General features: G+C 57.8%; 22 protein-coding genes. 6 read left to right on the top strand and 16 right to left on the bottom strand.

Annotated features, from left to right (window positions below; translation table 11 throughout):
* Window positions 1-4: 4 nt before the first annotated feature.
* The 13 genes from DYZ14_RS22150 to DYZ14_RS22095 are packed head-to-tail and all read right to left on the bottom strand — an operon-like array spanning window position 5 to window position 12,995.
* On the bottom strand, window positions 5-2,092 hold the full coding sequence (locus tag DYZ14_RS22150) for a type IV secretory system conjugative DNA transfer family protein (protein ID WP_154722694.1): 2,088 nt from the start codon (window positions 2,090-2,092) through the stop codon (window positions 5-7).
* Window positions 2,089-3,111: a P-type DNA transfer ATPase VirB11 gene (gene virB11 / locus DYZ14_RS22145; protein ID WP_154722693.1), complete on the bottom strand. Its 1,023-nt coding sequence runs from the start codon at window positions 3,109-3,111 to the stop codon at window positions 2,089-2,091. Before virB11 ends, DYZ14_RS22150 begins: the two co-directional genes overlap by 4 nt.
* The gene (gene virB10 / locus DYZ14_RS22140) at window positions 3,092-4,303 is read right to left on the bottom strand and encodes a type IV secretion system protein VirB10 (RefSeq protein ID WP_154722692.1); all 1,212 of its coding nucleotides are present in this window, start codon (window positions 4,301-4,303) and stop codon (window positions 3,092-3,094) included. The genes virB11 and virB10 overlap by 20 nt, the downstream gene beginning before the upstream one ends.
* On the bottom strand, window positions 4,303-5,115 hold the full coding sequence (gene virB9 / locus DYZ14_RS22135) for a P-type conjugative transfer protein VirB9 (RefSeq protein WP_107341995.1): 813 nt from the start codon (window positions 5,113-5,115) through the stop codon (window positions 4,303-4,305). Before virB9 ends, virB10 begins: the two co-directional genes overlap by 1 nt.
* Complete coding sequence (locus DYZ14_RS22130) at window positions 5,112-5,804, bottom strand: virB8 family protein (protein WP_154722691.1); 693 nt, start codon at window positions 5,802-5,804, stop codon at window positions 5,112-5,114. Before DYZ14_RS22130 ends, virB9 begins: the two co-directional genes overlap by 4 nt.
* Before the next feature lie 33 nt (window positions 5,805-5,837).
* The gene (locus DYZ14_RS22125) at window positions 5,838-6,866 is read right to left on the bottom strand and encodes a type IV secretion system protein (RefSeq protein ID WP_037093751.1); all 1,029 of its coding nucleotides are present in this window, start codon (window positions 6,864-6,866) and stop codon (window positions 5,838-5,840) included.
* A 4-nt stretch (window positions 6,867-6,870) separates the two neighbouring features.
* The gene (locus DYZ14_RS24485; RefSeq protein ID WP_142523761.1) at window positions 6,871-7,107 is read right to left on the bottom strand and encodes a hypothetical protein; all 237 of its coding nucleotides are present in this window, start codon (window positions 7,105-7,107) and stop codon (window positions 6,871-6,873) included.
* Complete coding sequence (locus DYZ14_RS22120) at window positions 7,100-7,798, bottom strand: type IV secretion system protein (protein ID WP_154722690.1); 699 nt, start codon at window positions 7,796-7,798, stop codon at window positions 7,100-7,102. The genes DYZ14_RS24485 and DYZ14_RS22120 overlap by 8 nt, the downstream gene beginning before the upstream one ends.
* Window positions 7,799-7,812: 14 nt before the next feature.
* The gene (locus DYZ14_RS22115; protein ID WP_154722689.1) at window positions 7,813-8,904 is read right to left on the bottom strand and encodes a lytic transglycosylase domain-containing protein; all 1,092 of its coding nucleotides are present in this window, start codon (window positions 8,902-8,904) and stop codon (window positions 7,813-7,815) included.
* Window positions 8,901-11,360, bottom strand: a complete 2,460-nt coding sequence (locus DYZ14_RS22110; protein WP_154722688.1) for a VirB4 family type IV secretion/conjugal transfer ATPase — start codon at window positions 11,358-11,360, stop codon at window positions 8,901-8,903. Before DYZ14_RS22110 ends, DYZ14_RS22115 begins: the two co-directional genes overlap by 4 nt.
* A gap of 3 nt (window positions 11,361-11,363) precedes the next feature.
* Window positions 11,364-11,663, bottom strand: a complete 300-nt coding sequence (locus DYZ14_RS22105) for a type IV secretion system protein VirB3 (RefSeq protein ID WP_081950740.1) — start codon at window positions 11,661-11,663, stop codon at window positions 11,364-11,366.
* Entirely contained in the window at window positions 11,663-12,010 is a 348-nt protein-coding gene (locus tag DYZ14_RS22100; RefSeq protein WP_154722687.1) for a TrbC/VirB2 family protein, read from the bottom strand. The genes DYZ14_RS22105 and DYZ14_RS22100 overlap by 1 nt, the downstream gene beginning before the upstream one ends.
* Before the next feature lie 10 nt (window positions 12,011-12,020).
* Window positions 12,021-12,995, bottom strand: a complete 975-nt coding sequence (locus DYZ14_RS22095) for a lytic transglycosylase domain-containing protein (RefSeq protein ID WP_154722686.1) — start codon at window positions 12,993-12,995, stop codon at window positions 12,021-12,023.
* A gap of 159 nt (window positions 12,996-13,154) precedes the next feature.
* Here DYZ14_RS22095 and DYZ14_RS22090 point away from each other — a divergent pair, with 159 nt between their 5' ends.
* From DYZ14_RS22090 to DYZ14_RS22070, 6 genes are read left to right on the top strand one after another with little or no spacing between them, the layout of a single operon-like run.
* Window positions 13,155-13,763 carry a hypothetical protein gene (locus DYZ14_RS22090; RefSeq protein WP_107341978.1) on the top strand — a complete coding sequence of 203 codons (609 nt, stop codon included), beginning with the start codon at window positions 13,155-13,157 and terminating at the stop codon, window positions 13,761-13,763.
* A complete protein-coding gene (locus DYZ14_RS22085) occupies window positions 13,760-14,296 on the top strand; it encodes a thermonuclease family protein (RefSeq protein WP_102022194.1) in 537 nt (178 codons plus the stop codon). Before DYZ14_RS22090 ends, DYZ14_RS22085 begins: the two co-directional genes overlap by 4 nt.
* Window positions 14,293-14,997: a thermonuclease family protein gene (locus DYZ14_RS22080; RefSeq protein WP_154722685.1), complete on the top strand. Its 705-nt coding sequence runs from the start codon at window positions 14,293-14,295 to the stop codon at window positions 14,995-14,997. Before DYZ14_RS22085 ends, DYZ14_RS22080 begins: the two co-directional genes overlap by 4 nt.
* 54 nt (window positions 14,998-15,051) lie before the next feature.
* Window positions 15,052-15,402, top strand: coding sequence for a hypothetical protein (locus DYZ14_RS24190; RefSeq protein WP_232365638.1), 351 nt, complete (start codon window positions 15,052-15,054; stop codon window positions 15,400-15,402).
* A gap of 1 nt (window position 15,403) precedes the next feature.
* On the top strand, window positions 15,404-15,991 hold the full coding sequence (locus DYZ14_RS24185; protein WP_195950075.1) for a hypothetical protein: 588 nt from the start codon (window positions 15,404-15,406) through the stop codon (window positions 15,989-15,991).
* A gap of 9 nt (window positions 15,992-16,000) precedes the next feature.
* Window positions 16,001-16,423: a hypothetical protein gene (locus tag DYZ14_RS22070; protein WP_154722684.1), complete on the top strand. Its 423-nt coding sequence runs from the start codon at window positions 16,001-16,003 to the stop codon at window positions 16,421-16,423.
* A gap of 25 nt (window positions 16,424-16,448) precedes the next feature.
* Here DYZ14_RS22070 and DYZ14_RS22065 read toward each other — a convergent pair whose 3' ends face one another.
* The 3 genes from DYZ14_RS22065 to DYZ14_RS22055 all read right to left on the bottom strand — a co-directional run.
* Window positions 16,449-16,730 carry a hypothetical protein gene (locus tag DYZ14_RS22065; RefSeq protein ID WP_154722683.1) on the bottom strand — a complete coding sequence of 94 codons (282 nt, stop codon included), beginning with the start codon at window positions 16,728-16,730 and terminating at the stop codon, window positions 16,449-16,451.
* Window positions 16,731-17,035: 305 nt separating this feature from the next.
* Window positions 17,036-18,184 carry a site-specific integrase gene (locus tag DYZ14_RS22060; RefSeq protein ID WP_154722682.1) on the bottom strand — a complete coding sequence of 383 codons (1,149 nt, stop codon included), beginning with the start codon at window positions 18,182-18,184 and terminating at the stop codon, window positions 17,036-17,038.
* A 341-nt stretch (window positions 18,185-18,525) separates the two neighbouring features.
* Window positions 18,526-19,823, bottom strand: a 1,298-nt coding sequence (locus DYZ14_RS22055; protein WP_232365637.1) for an IS66 family transposase, incomplete at its 5' end; no start/stop codon positions are given.

Raw genomic sequence — 19,823 nt, 5'->3', positions numbered from 1 at the left:
TGAATTAGCGACCGGCCTGTTCCATGATTGGATCAGGAACGGTCGCTGCGAATAGCTCTTCCAAGCTCTTCCTCTTGCGAGGTGATTTGCCTTCCGCTTCCCGTTCAACGACCTCCCTAAGGCGACTAACCCGATCATTGTGCGCTTTTTCGATGTCGTTCTCTGAGACAGGTGTTGTGCGCTTTTCGGGAGCGGGCACAGCTGCCTTTGCAGGTTCCGGAGTGCCCCCGGCGCTGACCTTCTTACTGGCCAAGGCGGAGGGATTCACAACGCGAGCGGGCGAGGTGGAGGGCGCTGGCTCTTGCGGAGCCTCCTCCTGGACAGGCGCCCGCGGCTCCTCCGCTTTCGCCTCAGACGCAGGCTTTATCGCTTCCGCTTGTTCAGCCTGCTCCTGGCCTGCGTTGGCATATGCTGGCGTGGTCGCTGGAACAGGTTTAGGTGGTAGGTAATCGACAGTTGGAACGGTCGGTATGTGCGTCTGAGAATAGGCCTCCGCCTCCTTGAAGGGCTGCGTCTTAAAGAAGCGCAGCTTCTCTCCAAAGATTGGCCGCTGCCCCTCCACCAGCAAGATCATCTTGTTCTCGGGCATCTGGCGCACTTCCTGCGGCATCATCAGGTCCCGATCGCGAATTTGCTCGACCTTTGTTCGGCGCGGGAGGCCCATAAGCTCGATAGTGCGCGATTCAGACTGATATCGGATGGTTCTCTTGCCAAGCGCGCGGGAAGCATACTCTGCCGTGGCCTGATCATTGGCACCAAGGATGAGCTGATAGCCGCAGTTGCCAAGGAGCGAATGTCGGGACGTCTCACCATAGATCTCATCCAGGTTCTTCAGGTCCTGGATGATGAAGGCGAGCTTGATCTTATAGCCGGCCACATAGGGCAGCTTCGTCATGATCTCGTCCATGCGCTTCAGCTGGCGAAACTCATCCAGCAGAAAATAGACCGGCACGGAGTTGGGATCATGGTCAAGTGTGAGTATGTCCATCACCTGTTGAACGAATAGCGTCAGCAGCGGCCTAAGAAGCGTGATGTCGGTGATGTTCGGGGCAAGGTAGATTGTGATGGGGCGACGCTTCATGGATCGAAGGTCCATGTCGGTCATGTTCGTTGCGGCCACAACGCGTTCGTTCTTGAACGGCCTCATCGCCTTCTGGATATCAAGCAGTGCCGAGGCCGCGGCCCGATCCGAGAGAGACAGGTAGGAATTGAAACTCTCCATCGTGAACTTCGACAGGTATGGCTCCTTCTCCTTGATGTACTTCATCAAGGCCTGCAGATCGGTCCCGCTGTTGAAGAAGGAGTTGATCTCGCCGAGGTTCCTGCGCCCTTTGTAGAAGGGGCTTTCGAGAACATAGCTGATGGCGCCGGCGAGAACCTGTTGAGCTGTGGCCTGCCAAACTGAATTCTCGGATTCGGTGTTTTCCGGTACAAGAATGCTGGCGATATTTTGAATGTCAGTCGTGCGATTGCCTCGCTCTGGACGAACGAAATCCAAGGGATTATAGCTGTTGGTCGTCTCGGAACCCGGCGCGAACAGGAAGACCTGGCTGCCGTTGCGCTTCCGATAGCCGGCGGTTGCCTTGTAGACCTCGCCCTTCAGATCGGTGATGATCATAGAGCCTTCATGCATGAGAGCGTTGGGGATGACGTAGCCCGCGCCCTTACCGGATCGCGTCGGGCCAATAATGAGGTGGTGGCGATCGTCATACGCGCGGAGGACGTTGCTCCCGATGCGGCCGAATATGTGACCTTTCTTGCCAAACCACTTCCCGCGCCGAAGGGTTGCGAGGTCCTGAAAGGCTGCATCCCCTAATGGATTGCTGGTAGGTTTGAGCCCAAGATAAGCAATGAGGCCTGATACGAGCAGCGCGGGCACTACAGAGCCGAGCGCGACTTTTTGAAGGGAAGGGGAGGAGCTATAGGCCCAGAACTGCTGAATTGGCGCGAATGGGTTTGAGGTGATTGTCGCCTCGAGGATCCTACCGTCACCGTAGAAGAGCTGAAGCCCCGCCCCGTACGCCAGCATCCAGACTGCAAATGCGATCAACAGGCAGAAGAACAGATAGAAGGCCTGTAGCCCCTTACTCATGATGCATCCCGTGCGAAGTAGATTTCGGAAACCCCGCGCTTGCCGCCTTCCCGCCTGAGCTGGATCACGATCGGAATGACCATTTGGATGTAGGACATCAGATCCTGCTTGGAGTAGCCGGCGGACATGCCGGACTGCTGCATCATCATGGCGAGCTGTTCATAGGCGCCGAGCGGCGTATCGGCGTGTACTGTCGACATGCTGCCCGGGTGGCCTGTGTTGATGGCGCGAAGGAATGAAAAGGCCTCAGCTCCACGAATTTCGCCCACAAAGAGGCGATCCGGCCGCATTCGAAGTGCCGATTCAAGGAGGTTCTGAATCGTCACGTTTGCGGTACCTTGCCCACCCTTGGATGCGATCAGGTGGACCGCGTTCTTCTGTGGTGGGAATAGCTCACGAGTATCTTCAAGCGTCAGGATCCGCTCATTCACGTCTACAGAGTTGAGGCAAGCGTTCAGAAACGTGGTTTTTCCCGACGACGTGCCGCCACTGATCAGGATCGAAACTCGCTTCGTGATGGCCGTATGGATGAAGTCGTAGATCTTCTCTGCGCGCAGATAGGCGACCAGCTCCCGATCCACGTCGCTTAGGCCCCCGACAGCAACCGAGACTTTGTCGAGAGAACCGTTGTCTCGATAGTCCTGCAGAGAGAAATTCTGCACAACCTGCTTACGGATCGTGATCGACCCACCGTCGGGTGCCGCGGGCGGCAAGACGACCTGGATACGTTCGCCGGTCGGGAGTGCTGCGCTAAGGATCGGATTAGCGGCGTTGAGGAACTGCTTTGTCGCTGCGGCAACCCGCTCGCCAATGTTCTCGATCTCCCGTGCCGTCAGAGCATCGATTTCATGATGCTCCATGTCATCAGCGCCGAAGCGCTCAACATAGACTTGGCCTGGGCGGTTCACCGCAATCTCAACCACCTTCGGGTCATCGAGAAATTGCCTGATGGGCTCCAGAGACCGGTTCAGGAAATAATGAGGATCATGAGCGGTCGTGTTACCTACCATAACGTTCACGTTTGATCTCCTTCATCGCTTCCGTGACAGGATCGTCGTACATCGCGCTGAAATCGAGGTCCTGGCGAACATAGACAAAGATCCGCTCGCCCTGCGGTACGCTGATCGTTGGCGGGATCCTCAGGTTTTCGGCAAGGACCGTGTTCGCCATGTCGCTGAAGGTCTGCGCGATCGTTTCTCGCGCCAATTCAGCACCTCTTTCGGCGTCATCGTTTCCGGAGCTGGAGTCGCTACCGTATCCGGTTAGATAGCTTGCACCGCCTCCGACGATCGACAGCAAGATTGATGCGCCAAAGCGCTCACGGAACTTGTTGTCGACATGACCCGTCAGGCCCGATCGCCCGAGGCTGTCCGTGCCGATGGAGTTCAAGCGCACCGACACGCCGTCATCCCGGATCAGCCTCGTCCACACGACAAAGACCCGCTTCTGCCCCCGCGTAACTTCGGACTGATATTCTCCGATCAGGCGTGTTCCTGTTGGGATCAGGACACGCCGCCCATCGAAGGAGTACACATCCTTGGATGTGATGGCCCGGACCTGGCCCGGAAGGTCGCTGACGATCGCCGTTTCCAAGATGCCGGGGATCAGCGTGCCCTCTGGGATCATGGCGTCGATGCGCTCAATCTGCCGGGCCTTGGCGGAACGGTCACCGATCGCACTCGCTGAGGACAGGTACTGGCTGTTGCGATCCTCGCCAGCGACGGTCAAAGGCGTGCCGCTGTTCGAGCCATCGAGCGAACCATTCGCGGATCCTCCCAGGTTCTGGTCAAGCGTGATTAGCTTTGACCGAAATCGCTCCGGAAACACCTCTTCGGCGGGCGGAAGGGCGCTCGCCGGTTGAGCTACTTCGGGCGGGGGAGGCACGTTGAATTCAGTGACGTCCACCGGCGGAGCTGGCGGCGGAGGAGGCGGAGGTGGAAGTTCCAAGACAGGCTGTTCGGGTGGTGGGGGAGTGGGTTCTCCATCGCGCACGAAACCGGGCGGCCGGAAGGTCGTGGTACGGAACTCCTCCTCACTTTGCGGGCTTTCAGGCGGGCTTTCTCCGGACGTCGCGAGCACCAGGTACGCGGCGAAGACGCCAGCCATCAAAAGGGCGGCCATGCCGACCGTTTGATTGCGCTTCACGTTTCGATTGCTGATTTCGGCCTCGTCGGCCGCCGCCATTGCGTCGAGTTCAGGGCTGCGCTTCATTAGTTGCCGCTCCTCCTGCGTTTGCTGGCATCAAGATCCGGTTTCGGAGCCATGATGTCAGGATCAGGTGCTGCAAAGTCCGGCTTGCGGAGGTTGAAAATGCACGTCCACTGGTTTCCGTCCCGGAGCGTGTATTGCGTGGCTACGCCGTCAACGACGATGTATTCGCCTTCCTTGCGGAAGTTTCGCAGGGTCTCGGAGAAGTCGGATTGAACGGCAAAAATGGCCGGCACGGTCCCTCGGCCGAACTTGAAAAAGGTCTTCTTTCCGTCATCGAAGACCATTGTCGGCTTCAGCGCCGCGTCGCCCGAGAAAGAGTAGTCAATATTGACGTTCGCTTTGTCGATGCTCGAAATGTTCGGGTTAGCTGCCCGAAACTCAGCCTCCTTCCGCAGAGACTCGTTCAGGTTCTTCTCCGGATAAACGAAGCGAATGCCGAAGACCTTTTTCCCTGCTTCCGGTGCATAGTCGTTGAGCTCAAGGAAGTAGATCCTCTTTGAGGTCACCACGTTCATGTTTGTGGAAACGTCCTTGGCTATCGGCTTGACGAAAAGGATGTTGCCCTTTTCGGACGGGGCAACCTGCCAACTGTCGGTGTCGCCAAGCGAGATCGTCTCAAACTTCTCATCTTCGTCGAAGATGATCATCGTCGAGATGCCGTAGGTCGCAGACACCTTCACGACGTTGTTCGGCTGATAGACAACACTGGTCACACGCGCATCCAGACTGCCAGGGCGGGGCTGTTGCGCCGCATAGGCGTGAGTCATCGTGAGAGCGGCGATGGACGCCGCCAGTAGGAAGCCATATTTCACTGCTGGCCTCCCGAGGTCACCGTTTCCTGATCACGGCGGTAGTCGTAAACCTGGAAGCCCAACGGGTTTTCGAAGCGCCATTCGTTGCGCTCAGGCGTATCCGTGTAGCGATAGCGAACGATAGAGATGAAATGGCGCGTGATGACGTCTGAATCAGAGCGCTCATGCGTCGAGAACCGGACGAGCGCCGTTGTCGTGTTGGGGAAGGTGACAGACTTTATGTCAACGGTGATCGACTTGTTTTTGCCGAGCCGGCGAGCTGGATTGTCATGGTTCGCGGCACTCCATTGGGCCTGGAGGTCGCGCGCTGCGTCGCCGGTGGAGAGCAAAGCTGCAATTCCAAAGTTCTGCTCGATGGCAAAAGGATCATAGCCCTCGCGGGATCGAATGTAACGGACAACATTCGCCTGAGTGACCGCCTGCTGATCGGTGATGTTCGATGTTCGGGTCAGCCCTGTTTTGACCTCAATGTAGCCAGTGTTCTTGTCGACCTCGACAATGTACGGCTCGAAGCTCTTGAGGGGCACGAGCATCACCAATGCGGAGAGCGACAGGATCGTGATGCCGCCGAAGATCAGCGTAATCAGCCAAGCGAACGCCTTGGACCGTTTGGCCTTTTTGACGATCTCTTGTTCCCAACGGTCTCCATCCTGAAAATAGCTCCGGAGAGCATCGTTATTCTCTGCCATGTATCCTAGCCCTTAATTCCCGCCACCAGTTGCCTAGTTGGGCAGACTGTTGTTGGTAATTCTGTTTTGCATCGCTTCTGCTGCACCGGCGTTTTGGATGTTTTCCCTCATGCCGGCATGGGTTCTGGCGCGTGCGGCCATTCCTAATTCTCCAGCCCTGCCGGCTACAGAACGTGTCGCGGTCAAAGCTCTTGCCGGCAGTGCAACACCGGTCGCGTAGCCAACCGATCGAGCGATCTGCCCAACGCCAGTTGCCACGCCCCCGGTAATTCCCTGGGCGAGAGTTTGGATGTTGAAGAGGACAAAAGCACCAGCCGCACAGATCAGGACGAAAGCCGAGATATCGTCTAGCTGGATCTCGTTCGCGGATGCTGCCGCTGCGACCTTCTGCAGTTCAGCGTCCATGGTCGTGATGAGAAAGGCGGCGACGACGTAAACGAAGAGCGGAATAATCGCGTAAGTCAAAACCTGCTGGAACCAAGCCATTCCGTACTGGCGCGTGGAATCAAACAATAGGCAGGCGATAAAGATTGGTGCAGTGCCAAGCAGCACCCACATCATCACCTTCGCAAGCACGAGGATGGCAAGCGCAACGGCAATGAACAGCCCAACCGCCAGCATGATCAGGAACCCTACAAGGCCCGGGAGAATGGCGAAGTAGCCTGACTGCTCCGCGAATGCTGCTGCTGCCTCATTCGCTGTCTCCCAAATCATGGAGAGGCCGTCTGTCGGCTCAGTTATCCCGGTACTGCTAGCCGTCAGGAGCGCCCGCCCCACGTCTTCCGGCGTGTTGTTCAGCCAGTCGTAAAAGAAGAGTTGGAAGTTGCCCCACTGATCAATGAAAGCGACGATAAGCATCATCCGCACGACCCGGCCGACGATCTCGCCGACGCTCACTCGCGCGGTCCCCATGACGAGTTGAAGTCCGTAATAGGCGACGTAGGCAATAAGCATGATCGTCAGCAAGGGCATGATCTCGTCGCCAACGACCTCATAAGCCCGTTGGGAGAAATTCCGCCCTGCATCTTCAAGAGCCTCAAGCAGGCCGCCTAGAAAGTTCATGGGGTCACTGCTCTCCGCTTGCAGCGAAAGCGTCGATCGCCGCCAGCGCTTCCGATGGGTTGCCATTCACGCTGGTCATTGGGCCACATTCCTGTCGCGGATCCTCGGCGTAGGATGTGAGGTTTGCCGGCCTCTTGCATGGTGCAGTCTTCTCTTTCGGAGCACCGGCGCAGCCAGTTACGCCGGCAGCAACCAGAACGGAGAGGAGCACAAAACCATTCACTCGAAATGTCTTAGTCACCGTAGGTCAGCGCCTTCTTGGTATTGGAGATGTCGACAAGGCGGCGCTGGTTTTGAGCCTGCAGGGAGCCGACCGCCCCATTCATCACGCCAATCATTTCGTTGATCGTCAGGCCGGTTTGAACCTGCAGCTGAGTGTTCTGATCGATGGACCCCTTGATGTCTTGGGCCTGGCCGATCTGCTGACCTGCCTGCTGGAATGCCTGTGTTCGGGACTGAACGGCCTGTTGCGAGCCGGTGACTAGGGCAGCAACTCCAAGGACGGTCTTCATCATCTCTTCGTAGGACTTGTCGCCGGAGAACGTGCTGTCCGCCTTGCCAGACAAGTTCTTTACTAGCTGAAGACCGTTGATGAAGGTGGTGGCAATCTGCCCGATGTCACCGCCCATGTTGCCGAAGTTCGGGACTCCGCCCTGCATCAGGCTATCGAGTGACGGCATCTGAGAAACGCTGAACCCTTGACCAACGGCGAGGTTCTGCATGGGATTTGAAACGCTCCCGCGATCCCCCGTGACGGCTTTAAGCGTCTCTTCTACCGTCTTCAGAACCTCCTTGTTCGTATCCAGGATCTGATCGGTCGTCTGAGAGGTTTCCGTTGCAATCTTCAGGTTGGCGCTGTCGATCACGGGAACCTGTGCATGCGCGGTAGACGCCATCGCTAGCGAAAACGCAGTCAGGAATGCTCTTTTCATGGCCGTTCTCCTTGTCATTCGGTGCTCAACATCAGCTTCATGTCAGCCTCTGGTTCGAGTTTTCGAACGCAGGCCTGTTCCTCCGGATTCCACTCAAGCTGCAGTTCCTTGTCGCAGAGGTCAGCTACCTCGCGATCGTCTTCTTTCTCGTCTCGCTTGTAGTCGCTGGACCGCGAAGAGCCTGAGAGCCCGCCCAGATCGAGTGCATTTTGAGAATTGATAAGCTCCGCCATCGTTGTTCCGAGGCGGATGACCTGGTTCATCATCTCGAGGTTCGCATTGCGTGCTCCGGAATTATGGTCCCAGCTGTCTTGGATCGTGCCGCTTTCCATCTGGCCGAGTTGCTGAAGCCATGACGCGACGTTCCCGCTGTTTTCGGAAATCGACTGGCTGGTTGCCATTGAGTTGATCGTTGCGTCACGCGCACCTGAAAAGCCCGACGTGCCTCCGCCGAAGTTTTCGGGGATGTTCGACACATCGGAGCCTCCGAACTGAGGCATCCACTTGCCTTTGATCGCGGCTACATACCCCTGCGTCTCCTTGAACGGAGGGATGCCGCCATATTTTCGAACGTTGCCTGGCCCCGCGTTGTATGCCGCTAGGGCGAGGTTGGTATTGCCGTTGAAAGTACGGAGCTGCTGCTTCAGGTAGCGTGCGCCGCCGCGGAGGTTATCCTCGATATCGTGAGGGTTCACGCCAAGATCCTTGGCTGTGCCCGGCATCAGCTGCGACAAGCCCATGGCGCCGACAGGCGACTTTGCGCAGGGATTGAACCGGCTCTCCTGGTAGACGAGAGACATGAAGAGGGTTTCGTCTACCCCTTCCTCACGCGCCACTCGCTTCACGAGCCCGACAATCTCCGGATTGGCTTGTGCTGCCGAGGGGGCGTCACCTCCGCGCCCCGGCCGATACATCGAGCAGGTGACGCTCTTGCTCACGGAGTGCCGGCGACTGTCTGTTTCTTCGATCTGCTTCGTCGTTTCATTGCGCACCGCATCTGTTGAAGTGAGGGCGCCATCCGTAACAGGAACCTGCGAGGAGGCGGGGGGCGCTGTTCCACAAGCCAAGGCTGCAACCAGCAGCGTTAGAGTCCGACTGTTCCTCATTCGGCCTTCTCCCATCCGCAGAATTTCGCCAACCAGTTTTCGGGTTCGTCTCCGTACTGCTCGCGAAGTGCCGCGCACTCCTCGATCGTCTCCTTGCGTCCTGAAAGCACCTTCACGAGATCCGGCATTGTCGACAGATCGAGACGCGCAATGACAGAGTCGTTGCCATGCTTAATCAGGAAGGTTCTCTTTTCAGGAGGCGTGTTCTTGATGAACTTGAACTCCTTCACCGTCAGGCCGAAGCGCTTGATGTAGCTCTCTTCGTCAGCCCGTGGGTTCGGGAAGTGGATGTTGGTCGCCGATTGCTCAATGAGCGTGTGCGACGCTTTGGATTTGGTAATGTCAGCAGCCGACTGCGTACCAAAGCCCACGATGCCGTTGAGCTTTCGGATCGTCTTCATCTTGTCGACGATGAAGGCGCTGAAAGTGTCATCCATCAGTAGCTGCCAGCCTTCATCCATGAAGAACATGACGGGGTTACCGTCCAGCAGCTCGTCCAGCCGATGGTAAAGATACATCAGCGCAGGGGTTCTTAGCTCCTCGTTTCCGAGGATGTTGGTCATATCAAAGCCAAAGACGCTGTGACCCGAGAAGGAAAGGACGTCATGGGGCGCGTTGAACAGCCAGGCTTTTTCGCCTTCGATCCAAGGGCGAAGCCGCGAGTACAGATCGTTGGCATCGGCCTTGGACCGCCCCATCAAGAGGCCGGCAAGATTCGGGAGGTTCCGCTGAGCTGCCGGCTCCTGCATGATCCGGACGATTGCCTTTTCCAGCGTGTCCTCGTCCTCTTGCGTGAAGTCGGTGCGACGATCGCCGCGCAGCATGGCCTTGAGCAGACGGACCAGAAATTCCCGGTTCTCGCCGGTGTTTTCCAGTTGCAGCGGGTTAAAGCCCGTGGGCGTTCCCGGAGACAAAACTTCGTAGGCTCCGCCGATCGCCCTGACGAAGATCTCAGCCCCCCGGTCCTTGTCGAAGAACACGGCGCGAGGCGTGGGTGAAACCCGCATCGCCTGAGCCAGCAGGAAGGTCAAACCTACGGTCTTGCCGGATCCTGTCGGACCAGTCACCGTGAAGTGCCCGATATCCCGGCGGTGGAAGTTGAACCAGTAGGGGGTTTGTGAGGTCGTTTCCAGAATGGTGATCGGCAGGCCCCAATGGGTGCGATCCGCTTGTCCAGTCGCGAAATTATGCATCGAGGAAAGGCCGGAGAAGTTGGCGCTCGACAGCATGGCGATGCGGGAGATGTAGGAGCGGTTTCCAGGCAGCTGCGCCCAGAACGCCGCCTCAAGATTGAGGTCTTCCCGGAGCCAGTTGATGTTCATGTCGGTGAGGCAAGCGCCAAGTTCCGACACGCAACGGCTTAATCCCTCGAGGTCCCGCGAAATGCACAGAAGCGAAAAATGATGGAAGCCGAATACAGCCTCCTGATTGAGGAGGCTGTTCAAAGCATAGTCGATGTCGGATTCGACCGAACTACCCGCTTCGTCGGAGGCCTTGATTTGGCGTTGAAGGCGGCTGATCCGCTCTTGTGCGATCGGTTTGTCTGCAAAGGTGAAGGACTGCGTCAGGATGAACTCGTGGTTCACCTGCAGCAACCCATCCAACATGCCGGGACCAGTGAATGGAGGATATTCTTTGATTGAGAGTAGAGCGGCATAGCGGCTATCTTCTTCCACCGCCGCTTGTGCCTGCATCGTCCGCTTTGAAAAGTGAAGCCGTGAAGTGCCGACGTAGTGGCGAATTCCCATGCGCGGAAGCCGCATCTTTCGCGGCACCCCGCAGGTCAGGATCGTGTTGAAGAACTCGCAGGGCTCCGAATACGGATCGCCCTTAGCGTCTTCTCCATCGATGTCCTTTTTCGCGGTATCGTCTGATTTCTTGCGATACGTGATGCCAAGCGGCTTTGCGCCGTACTTGTGCAACTCTTTCACGATGTTCCCAACCAGCTCTTCGAGGTCGGTCACGTCTTCACGGGTCGCTTGGGCCCTGGCCTCCTTGTTCGAGCGTTCAAAGATCCGCTTCAGCGAGTCGCCGAGGCCAAGCGCCCCTTTCATGCCCGAACGCACGATCGTCAGGTAGATTTCGTTCGTGAACATCCGCTTCTTGCGAAGTTGGTCCATATAGCGATCGTTCAGGATCTCGCAGAAGGAGGAATCGAACGAACCGCCGATTTCGGTCTCGACCTCACGACGGATTACAGTCGACCAAAGAGAATAGCGGCTCGAACCTAGTGCTCGGATCATGGTGTTCTGCACAACAGAACGCATGTTCAATTCGGCCTGGTCCTCCGTCTGGAAGAACAGTCCATCAAGCTTGATGACGCTGATCAGGGTTCCATTCTCGAGCCCGATGACCGTGTCAGACACATGCCGCATATAGGGGATGTGAACGGACATAGGTCGCTCGTTGCCGGCGACCTTCCCAAACCCAAGCTCTTCCTTGACGACTTTCAGCATCTACTATGGTCCGTATGAGTTGGTGCCCCAAAAGCGCTTGTTGGGGGTCCTTGGCGTCTTGCGGGACGTGACCTGCAGAACGTCGAGAATCTTGCTGTCCCAGGCACAAAGCGAGAAAAGGACAAGGTAGGCGGCTGGCGCGATCAGCAGTGCCGCCAGATGGTTCGTCACCAGCCACCCAATGATTGTCACGCCGATGATCAGGACGACCGCCATGTAGGGCACGCCCCATAGCGTCGGAGAACGGGTCAAGCCGATCACCAACGGCGTCAAAGCTGGCTTCTCGTCCTGAAAATCACTCATCAGCCGCCGCCTACCGACGAAATCATCTGGTCAACGATGGCAGGGGCGCCGAACACGAGACCGATGCCAATGACGACGGCTCCGGCCGTGAACCACGAAAGCCTGCCGGCAAAGGCAAGGAAGCCGAGGCCAATCACGGCGATGATTGCCATCAGACGTCCGAAGGGGCCGGTGATGAAGTCAACGATCATCTGTACGGCTGTCTGAAGGGGGGCGAATGCACCGCCGCCACCACCGCCAGCCTGTGCAAGCGCTTGATCAGCGCCTGCAACCTGCAGGGCTGCCACCAAGGAAATGACGGCTACTGCCTTCAATGCCCCGGAATGCCGGGAAACGACGTTCTTCATAGTTCTCTCCTTAAAAGTGCATCACGCCGCCGACGAACTTGCCGGTCTTCTCCACAGCGATGACTCCGGCATCGCTGGTGTTCTTTGCCGCCATGTCTCGGACGATCCCGTTTGCCTTCCGTTTGCCGGTTGGCATCGGTAGGCCAAGCTGGAAATTCACAACCTCTGCGACATAGCCGACGGTCTCTTGGAATGGCGGAACGCCGCCATATTCGTAGATGCGCCCCTCCCCGCTGTTGTAAGCGGCCGCGACCAGAAGCGGGTTCTGAAACTCATCGAGCAGGAAGCGGAGGTACTTCATCCCGCCCTCGATGTTTTGAGCGGGATCGCAAATGTCCTGAACACCGAAGCGAGCCGCCGTTTCGGGGATAAGCTGCATAGGTCCGCGTGCGCCTTTCGGTGAATTGCGGATCTCATCGAAGCGGCTTTCGGCCCAGGCAATCGCAACCGCGAAGCCCTCATCGACGCTGTATCGGCGCGCAGTGGATGCAACCAACGCTTTAATCTCGTCAGGTGACAGGGGCGACGGCCCGCACTCTTCAACGGGAGTTCCTGCCCCTAGATTTTCGGGGGTATCACTAGATCTAGTATCTAGAGTGGGAGTTTGGACAGGCTCAATGCGGCCGGTGGCGCGCTCCGAGACATCAAAATATGCGCTGACAGACGCATCAATGTGATGCCCTTTGGCGCCCGCGTCTTTCGACGCCGTTGCGCCCAATACTTCAGCTCCGCCCTTCGTGACAACACCGTTTGCATCAAGGACAAATTCCTTCTCCGATGTCTCGACACCGCTCCAGCGATCTTCGAAGTTCGTGACAAGAGATTCCTCATTGATTGTCACAGAATCGTTGTAATCGCTGGAAATACGCCCTGTTGTGGCTAAGTCTTGTGACGCAGCAGTATTGGCCGCGAGCAGCACGGATAATGCTGCGCTAGTCAGGGTTCGCGGGCCTAGATACCCTGCATAGACAGTGTTTTTATCCATCGCACCCGCCCGTCAAACGGTGTTGTGATCGCCATGAAAACCGACTAGAGTTAATGCACGCATGATACCGATTTGATGCACTCTTACAAGTTTTCTGATCGGTGTTAAACCCTATTTTGCAGGGTCAACAATCGCACTACGGATGGTTAGGGCTACAATATGAAACAGGCCATCATTCCCGCGCTTCTAAGTTGCGCATTGGCAACACAAGCGCTTGCCGCTCCTGCGGTGAACAAGGACTACATCAGGTCACTGGCGGCGCCGGGCAAGACGGTTCTTGTCGTCGAGTATTACGACGGGACCGGCAAAGTCGCTGATCGCAAAGGGTACGCCACTGCCAATGGCTTCAAGGCTATCTCGGCGACTGAGTTTCGCGTCGATGAAGCGACAACGTTGCATCTGTATGGCGTTCAGCCCTGCAGCGGCGATCTGGTCAATCGCGCAGAGGACTATTCCGGGACTTGCGAGGAGTTTGGTACGCAGCAGCTGCAAACGATGCTGCAGAGCCCCAAGGTTCTGTTCTGCAGGGCCTTCATCAGCGAGCAGACTGCCCCCGTTCAGGATGTCACTTGCTACGGCTACTATAACTATCCTGGAGCAATGGACACGGTTGATAATCTTGAGGAGCAGCTTCTGTCGTTAGGAGCGGTTCGCCTGACTAAGAAAGCTGATGGTTCATTCGAACGTCCTGATCTCACGGAGGCTCAGGAAATCGGCCAGAAGGGTTCCTACGGCATGTGGGCAGATCCTCGGGTGAAGGCGCAATGAAGCTTGCTGCTGCACTCGTCGCGACTCTACTGCCCTTTGCAGCCAATGCCGCACCTGAAGGGTACTTCGATCTTGCTCCCGGCATCACCCTGGAAACGGGGGACACCTGGATCTCGAACGGAGAACGGTTTCGTCTCTATGGCATCCAGTCCTGCTTGCGCGGCACTGCCTACACGGATGGTCAGGGCAACAAGAAGGATTGCGGCGAGGCATCGCTTGCGATGTTGGCTGCCTACATCAAGGACACCAAACCGATCTGTGCCCCCGTGGCGAAGCTTAACGGCATCTCATATGTCGTTTGTTACGCCACGGTTGGCAGTCAAAGGCTCGACCTCGCGCAGATCATGGTGACAAGCGGCTATGCATTCGCTGCCTTGAAGACCGATGGTCTCCCTTATCATGCCCCCTACGCCATAGCCGAGCAGCTTGCTCAGCAAAAGAAGGCCGGCCTTTGGCAATTCTCCGACGTTCAGCATCCTTCCATCCTGCTTAGTCGTGAGGCGAACCAGCGATCGAGGAGCGCCCAGCCATGAGAAGCCGCCTTTTCCTTTTTATCGCCGCAAGTTCTTTGGCCCAGCCGGCGTTTGCCGCCGATCCGATCTATCAGAACTGGCACGCCCTACGCGGTCAGGCTGCGCCTCCAGTTGCTGCTGCTGTTCGGTTGCCGACGTTCAAAGGCCCGGTAACCGTTGTTGACGGCCGCACGCTATGGTTCGGCACGCTTGGCAATGGCTATAAAGTGAGGTTGGCTGGCATCGACACCTGTGAGCTTCCTCAATGGGCTTTGAACCCAAAGTGGATCAACCGGGACAAGCAACAGGCCCCTACCCCCGTTCCATGCGGTCCCTTCGCCAAGGCCTGGCTGAAAAGGACTGTCGGAAACAGACCCACGACTTGCGTCGGTCTGGCCTACGCGAACGATGGGATACCCGTCGCACAATGCACGACTAACGGTGTGGATCTCGCCGCCGAAATGCTGCGCGTCGGTTGGGCTCGTCTCGATTCCCCTTACATCAACGCCCAATATTACGCTTATCAGACCAACGCGATGGCCGCCCGGTATGGGATGTGGGGAACCTACGTGTTGGACATGAACGAATGGCGCCGGAAAGCCGTCGACAAGACGCTAGATCGGCATCCGATCGCCGACTTCAATCTATTGACCGAGAGGAAAAGCGAGATCTCTCCTCCTTTTGCTGATGCGCGAAACAAGCCGAAGAGGACAGACCGATAGTTGCCAGACCTCGCACATATTGCGACCTCTCTCGCAACGGATTCCTTGGCTGGCTTGCTGCTTGCCATCTCCCTCTCGATCGCCCTCATAATCCCGGCGCAGAGACTTTGGTGGATCCACGCGCTACTAGCGGCCTTCCTTCTCATCCTGTCGCTGGCTTTCCACGACAAGCGTCACTTGTCCTTCGACAGCTATCTGGTCGGGCTCCTAGCCTTCGCCGCGGTTTCTCGGGACATTCCCAATCAGCCACTGCTCTATCGCATCGGCATTTCCTGGTTTGCGTGCTTCGCGCTGATCTCGGCCGTCATCTACGCCGCAGGCGAACGCATCCAGCACAGGACTCCGCTCGAAAGACCTTTTTCCGAGCCGGCAATTTCAGCAGCATTGATCAAGAGGGACACCTGATATGAAACCAGTGTTTTTTGCCGCAGCCGGTCTCGCGGCTCTTGCCATCTCTCCAGCATCTGCCAAGGCCGAGGATGCCTCATGGGGTTGCCAGATCCTCTTGTGCGCAGCCTCACAAAGCCCGTCTTGGCATGGCGTCCCCTACTGCGTTCCCCCAATGAAAAGACTCATATCAGCTATGGCGAAGCCCGGCTTCACCTGGCCGATCTGCCATGAAGCAAAAGCCGGAAAGCCGGGCTACGAACCTTACGAGGAATGCCCTGCCGGCATGACCGCCGTTTCCTCCCGCACCGACGGGAATCGGTCGTTCTTGGGCCGAGACGACAAGGATCAGTGCACGAAGACCGTCAACCCGTGCAGCAACCGTGCCGCCTTCCGTACCCAATTTGGTGACAGCCAAGAAAACGAGCGCAAGGGTGTCACGATCCGGCAGATCAACCAGAACAACGACAATGATGTTTTCAACCGAGACAATGGCTGCATGGCGCAGATTACTCAGCCCCGCCCTCGCCGCGCGGATCCTTATTATTTCGACATTCCGAACGATAAGGGCGTCAATCAGCGCGCTTGGTTCAACCTGAATGACTGAGTGGATTACATGAACAGCAAGATTCTCATCGTAGCAGCCGCAGGTATTGGCATTCTCGCCGGTGCTGGAGGTACTTATCTCATCATGCCGGAGCCAGAGCCGGTTGTTCGGGCCCCTACTGATGCGGAGATCGCGGCCCTTATCGCAGCCAATCCCTCCCTAATTCCCGAACCTCCGGCCCCTGTGCTTGAAATACCGACAGAAGAGGAAGCTCTAGCCGCATACCGCAAGGCTTATGCCCGCAATCCTCTGAGGACCGGCCGCGGTGAAGCCGATGTAACCCTTGCTTTGGGAGAGTGTGACGAGAACGCCAGCGGTCCAGGCGTATCATGCGTTGCGGCCATCAAGAGGAATGCAAACGCAGCTCCTCTCGATCGCGTTATTGGATTTGCCAAGTCTTCATCCGGCGAATGGGTTGCCACCAACTACTGATTTCAGGGCCAGATGCCTTTGATCATCAATGCCCCGATAGTGAGATGGAGCCTGAAAGAAGAAGCTCCATTTCCTCAGGGTTTAGGCTCCCCTTGGAGGCAATTAGGTACCCCGCTATGTAAAGTAGCTTCTGATCTCTCTCATCCTGATCTGACGGCGCGTGCCAGATGATTTCCATACGTGCATTCGCTTCTTGATCCATGTCAGCGCCGCCCTCGCCGTTGACGGCTGCCAGGTAGACGGCTCGGTGACGTTCGACCTTCACGGACAATGGCTCGTTGGGTTGCAGCTCAAGCTCTTCTGTCATCTTTCCCTCTCCACAAGCGCAAGCGATCACTCCTTGGCCTCCCGAAAATCGAAGGGAGGGCAGGAGCCCCGCTCCTGCTCCCGAGCTCGTGCGGAACAGCTGGAGAGAGGGGGACAAGCGCTAAACCGGAGGGGGATCACCCACCCGGAGGGCCGAGACGGATTTCATGGAAATGCGGCCGGTGCTGCAGGCCGCAGGCCGAAGCATGGGGAGACCGGTTTAGTGCTTGTGGGGGAGAGAGGGCAGAGCGCCTTTCTCCCCTCTCAGTGAGTCGAATAAAGTCGCATTTCGGGCGATACCGGACATCAGAGGAGCCTTGTTGCCCGGCCGCTTCTCCTTGTAGCGCTATTGTAATAGCTCGATGCTTGTTGAACGGAGCGATGTCTTGACTGCTCCATGGCTTCGGGTAGGGGGATACCGCGATTGGCGGCCTCCGTCAGATAACCCGATCGCAAACCGTGCGCAGAAAACTCCCCAGGCTCGAGCCCGGCCAGCGCCGCCCGCTGCTTGACGATCGCATTGACCGCACTCGGCTCCAGCGCCCGCTTGGAAACATTGCCCCAGCGATCGATCTTCCGAAAGATACTCCCGCCTTCAATCCTCGCAGCCGCAAGCCAGGCATTGAGCGCATCTACGGGTCGGCCCGTCAGATAAACAACCTCGTCGTCGTCCGAGCCTGACGTCTTGGTGCGACCCAGATGAATGGCGAGAGAGGGGAGGGGAGGAGCGCCCTCGACGGTGATCGGCGGCTCGACTGTCAGTTGCTCTTTCCGCAGACCAGCAATCTCGCTGCGGCGGCGACCACCAGACGCAAACGCCACCATCAGGATGGCCCGGTCACGGACATCGCGCAGGCTGTCGGTGCAGCAGGTGGCGAGCATTTTGGCGAGCACATCGCCGGTCACCGCCTTGGCGCTCTTGCGTTTCCTTGGCCGCGGTGTCGCGCGGACGGCTAGGCGTATCGCCGATTTTAGCGAAGGGGAGGAGAAGACGCCCGACAGCCCGCGCCATTTCGTCAGCGTCGACCAACTCGCAAGGCGCCGGCGCACTGTGTCGGGCGCATGCGGCCCGGACGAACGAAGGAAGCGTTGCTCGCGCAGGCTCTGCTCGACGTCAGCTGGCATGCCGTGATGAGGATCGATGTTACGCTGGTCGGGCTGCCACAAATGGTGGGCGACAAATTTCAGCAGCAGAGCTTCAGGCGCCGGCCAGGGCAGGGAGGAGCCGGTGGCAGCCAACGACCAAGCCTGCAGATAGGCAAGGTCGGAGGTGAGTGCGCGCAGTGTGTTTTCGCCCATGCCTTCGTTGACCAGATGGCGCAGCGTTTCAATGTCCCGGTCAGTGAGCAGTTCGGCAAGCTCATCGCGCCGGTCAATCGGCAGCACGCTGGCAATGGTGTCGAGCTCTTGGGCGCGGTGGTCGACTGGGGTCTTGGAAATGGACGGTTTGGTCAAAGAGAGACTCCGGATCGGCGGCTTTTACGGCCGAGCGGCCGTGGATTTACCGGATTCTTTCTGATTTGCGACTCGAGATCAATCACCTCCGATAAGGGGTACTTATCGGAGGTCAATGACCCCGGGCTCATTTATACTATGTACAGAACTGTAAGTGACGTTAGCTTTCGCTTAACGAATCAATTACCATAAAATCAATGTCTTACGATCTCGCCAGATTACCCATCCGGAGCCTGCTGCGGGGTAAGCGGGGCTAATCCGGTGGCAATGCCGAGAAAACCTGCAGTTTCGGGAGCTTGTGCGCGCTGGCAGGACCGGCTGCTGAGAGGGCAGGGTGGTCGTCAGAGCCGCGCCGCAACCAGGGATGCGAGCGGGGCAATAGGATGATCTTTGTCGCTGATCCTCAGCCGATCGCCGAGGTAGTGCCAGAACGACAGGCCGAGCTTCTGGCAGGTCTTCGAAAGGCCCAGCATGCTGTCGCGCGCCTGTCGGCCGTTGCGACTGACGGTGCCCCCGGAAATCTTCCGCTTGATGACAAAGCCGCGCAGATCGCGCTCCGACGCATTGGTGTGGAGCGGGATCTCCGGCCGCTCCAGAACCCGCAGCAGCTCCGGCTTGCGACGCCTCAGCCGAAACAGCAGTTTGTCGAGATCGCCATAGCCGGTGCGGATGGAGAAAATCCGGTCGAAGCGGGCCTGCAGGCCCTTGGCCATAGCCGGGTCAGGTCTTCGTCGATAGGCCTTGAGAGCTTTGTAAAAGTGCCAGATGAGCTCGCGCAGGGTCTCGACGTGCTTCACCTGGCCGGGTGTGGCCGGCATCAGCTTGTGCAGCAGCCGTTCGGCATGGACCCAACACAGCGCGTGTGTACCAACTCGAAACTGCCCGGCATCGTCGGAGATGATCACCGCGTTTCCAACCAGGCCATGATGGCGGATGGCGCCCCATATGCCGGCCTCGGCGAACGGCCGAAGCGTCTCCGTGTCGAAGATGTCGATGCCATGTTCGGCGAGATGCTGGAGGAAGGGCACCCGGTTGGCAAATCCCAGCGGTTCATGGGTGTTCAACCGGGCAGCAAGGGTAGGGTCGACCTGCCGGTCTTCCAGCAGCGCGAAAGCGGCGTCGTTGAGAACATAGTCCTGATAGTTACCGCGCAGCAGGGCGAGGAAGTTCAGACGCGACTTCGAAGACGCCGTTCGAAAGGCTGTAAAATGCTCACCGCCGATATGCGTCGTATGAAAATTGCGGTTGGCGTGACGGGCACCGGTGTCGTCGACCGTGATATAGGGAGCCGAGACGAGGCCGGCATGCAGCACGGCGGCATCCTCGGCGTGGAAACCATCCAGCCTCTCTGTGAGGAACCGCACCACCTGGCGCTTGGAGATCTCGACACCGACGTCGTTGAGCAACGTCGTCATTCGCTGCGTCGTGACCTGCCCATGCGCATGCAGCATCAGACAGAACCGTCGCAGATTGGGCCCAAAGCCACCTCTTATCCCCGCAGGCAGCTGAGCTGTGATGGTGTCTCCCTCCGGCGTTACCCAGCATTCCCGCCGGTAACGAACCACCTCGACCTTGAGCACCAGATCCCGGACAAAGCAGTCCTTGTAGCCCTTAAAGCGCGACCCGGCCGGTACACTGG

The sequence above is a fragment of the Ciceribacter sp. T2.26MG-112.2 genome, from assembly GCF_900492205.1.
Classification (GTDB): domain Bacteria; phylum Pseudomonadota; class Alphaproteobacteria; order Rhizobiales; family Rhizobiaceae; genus Allorhizobium; species Allorhizobium naphthalenivorans_A.
Note: the sequence above shows the minus strand (reverse complement) of the source record. Positions and strands in the feature narration are given on the sequence as shown.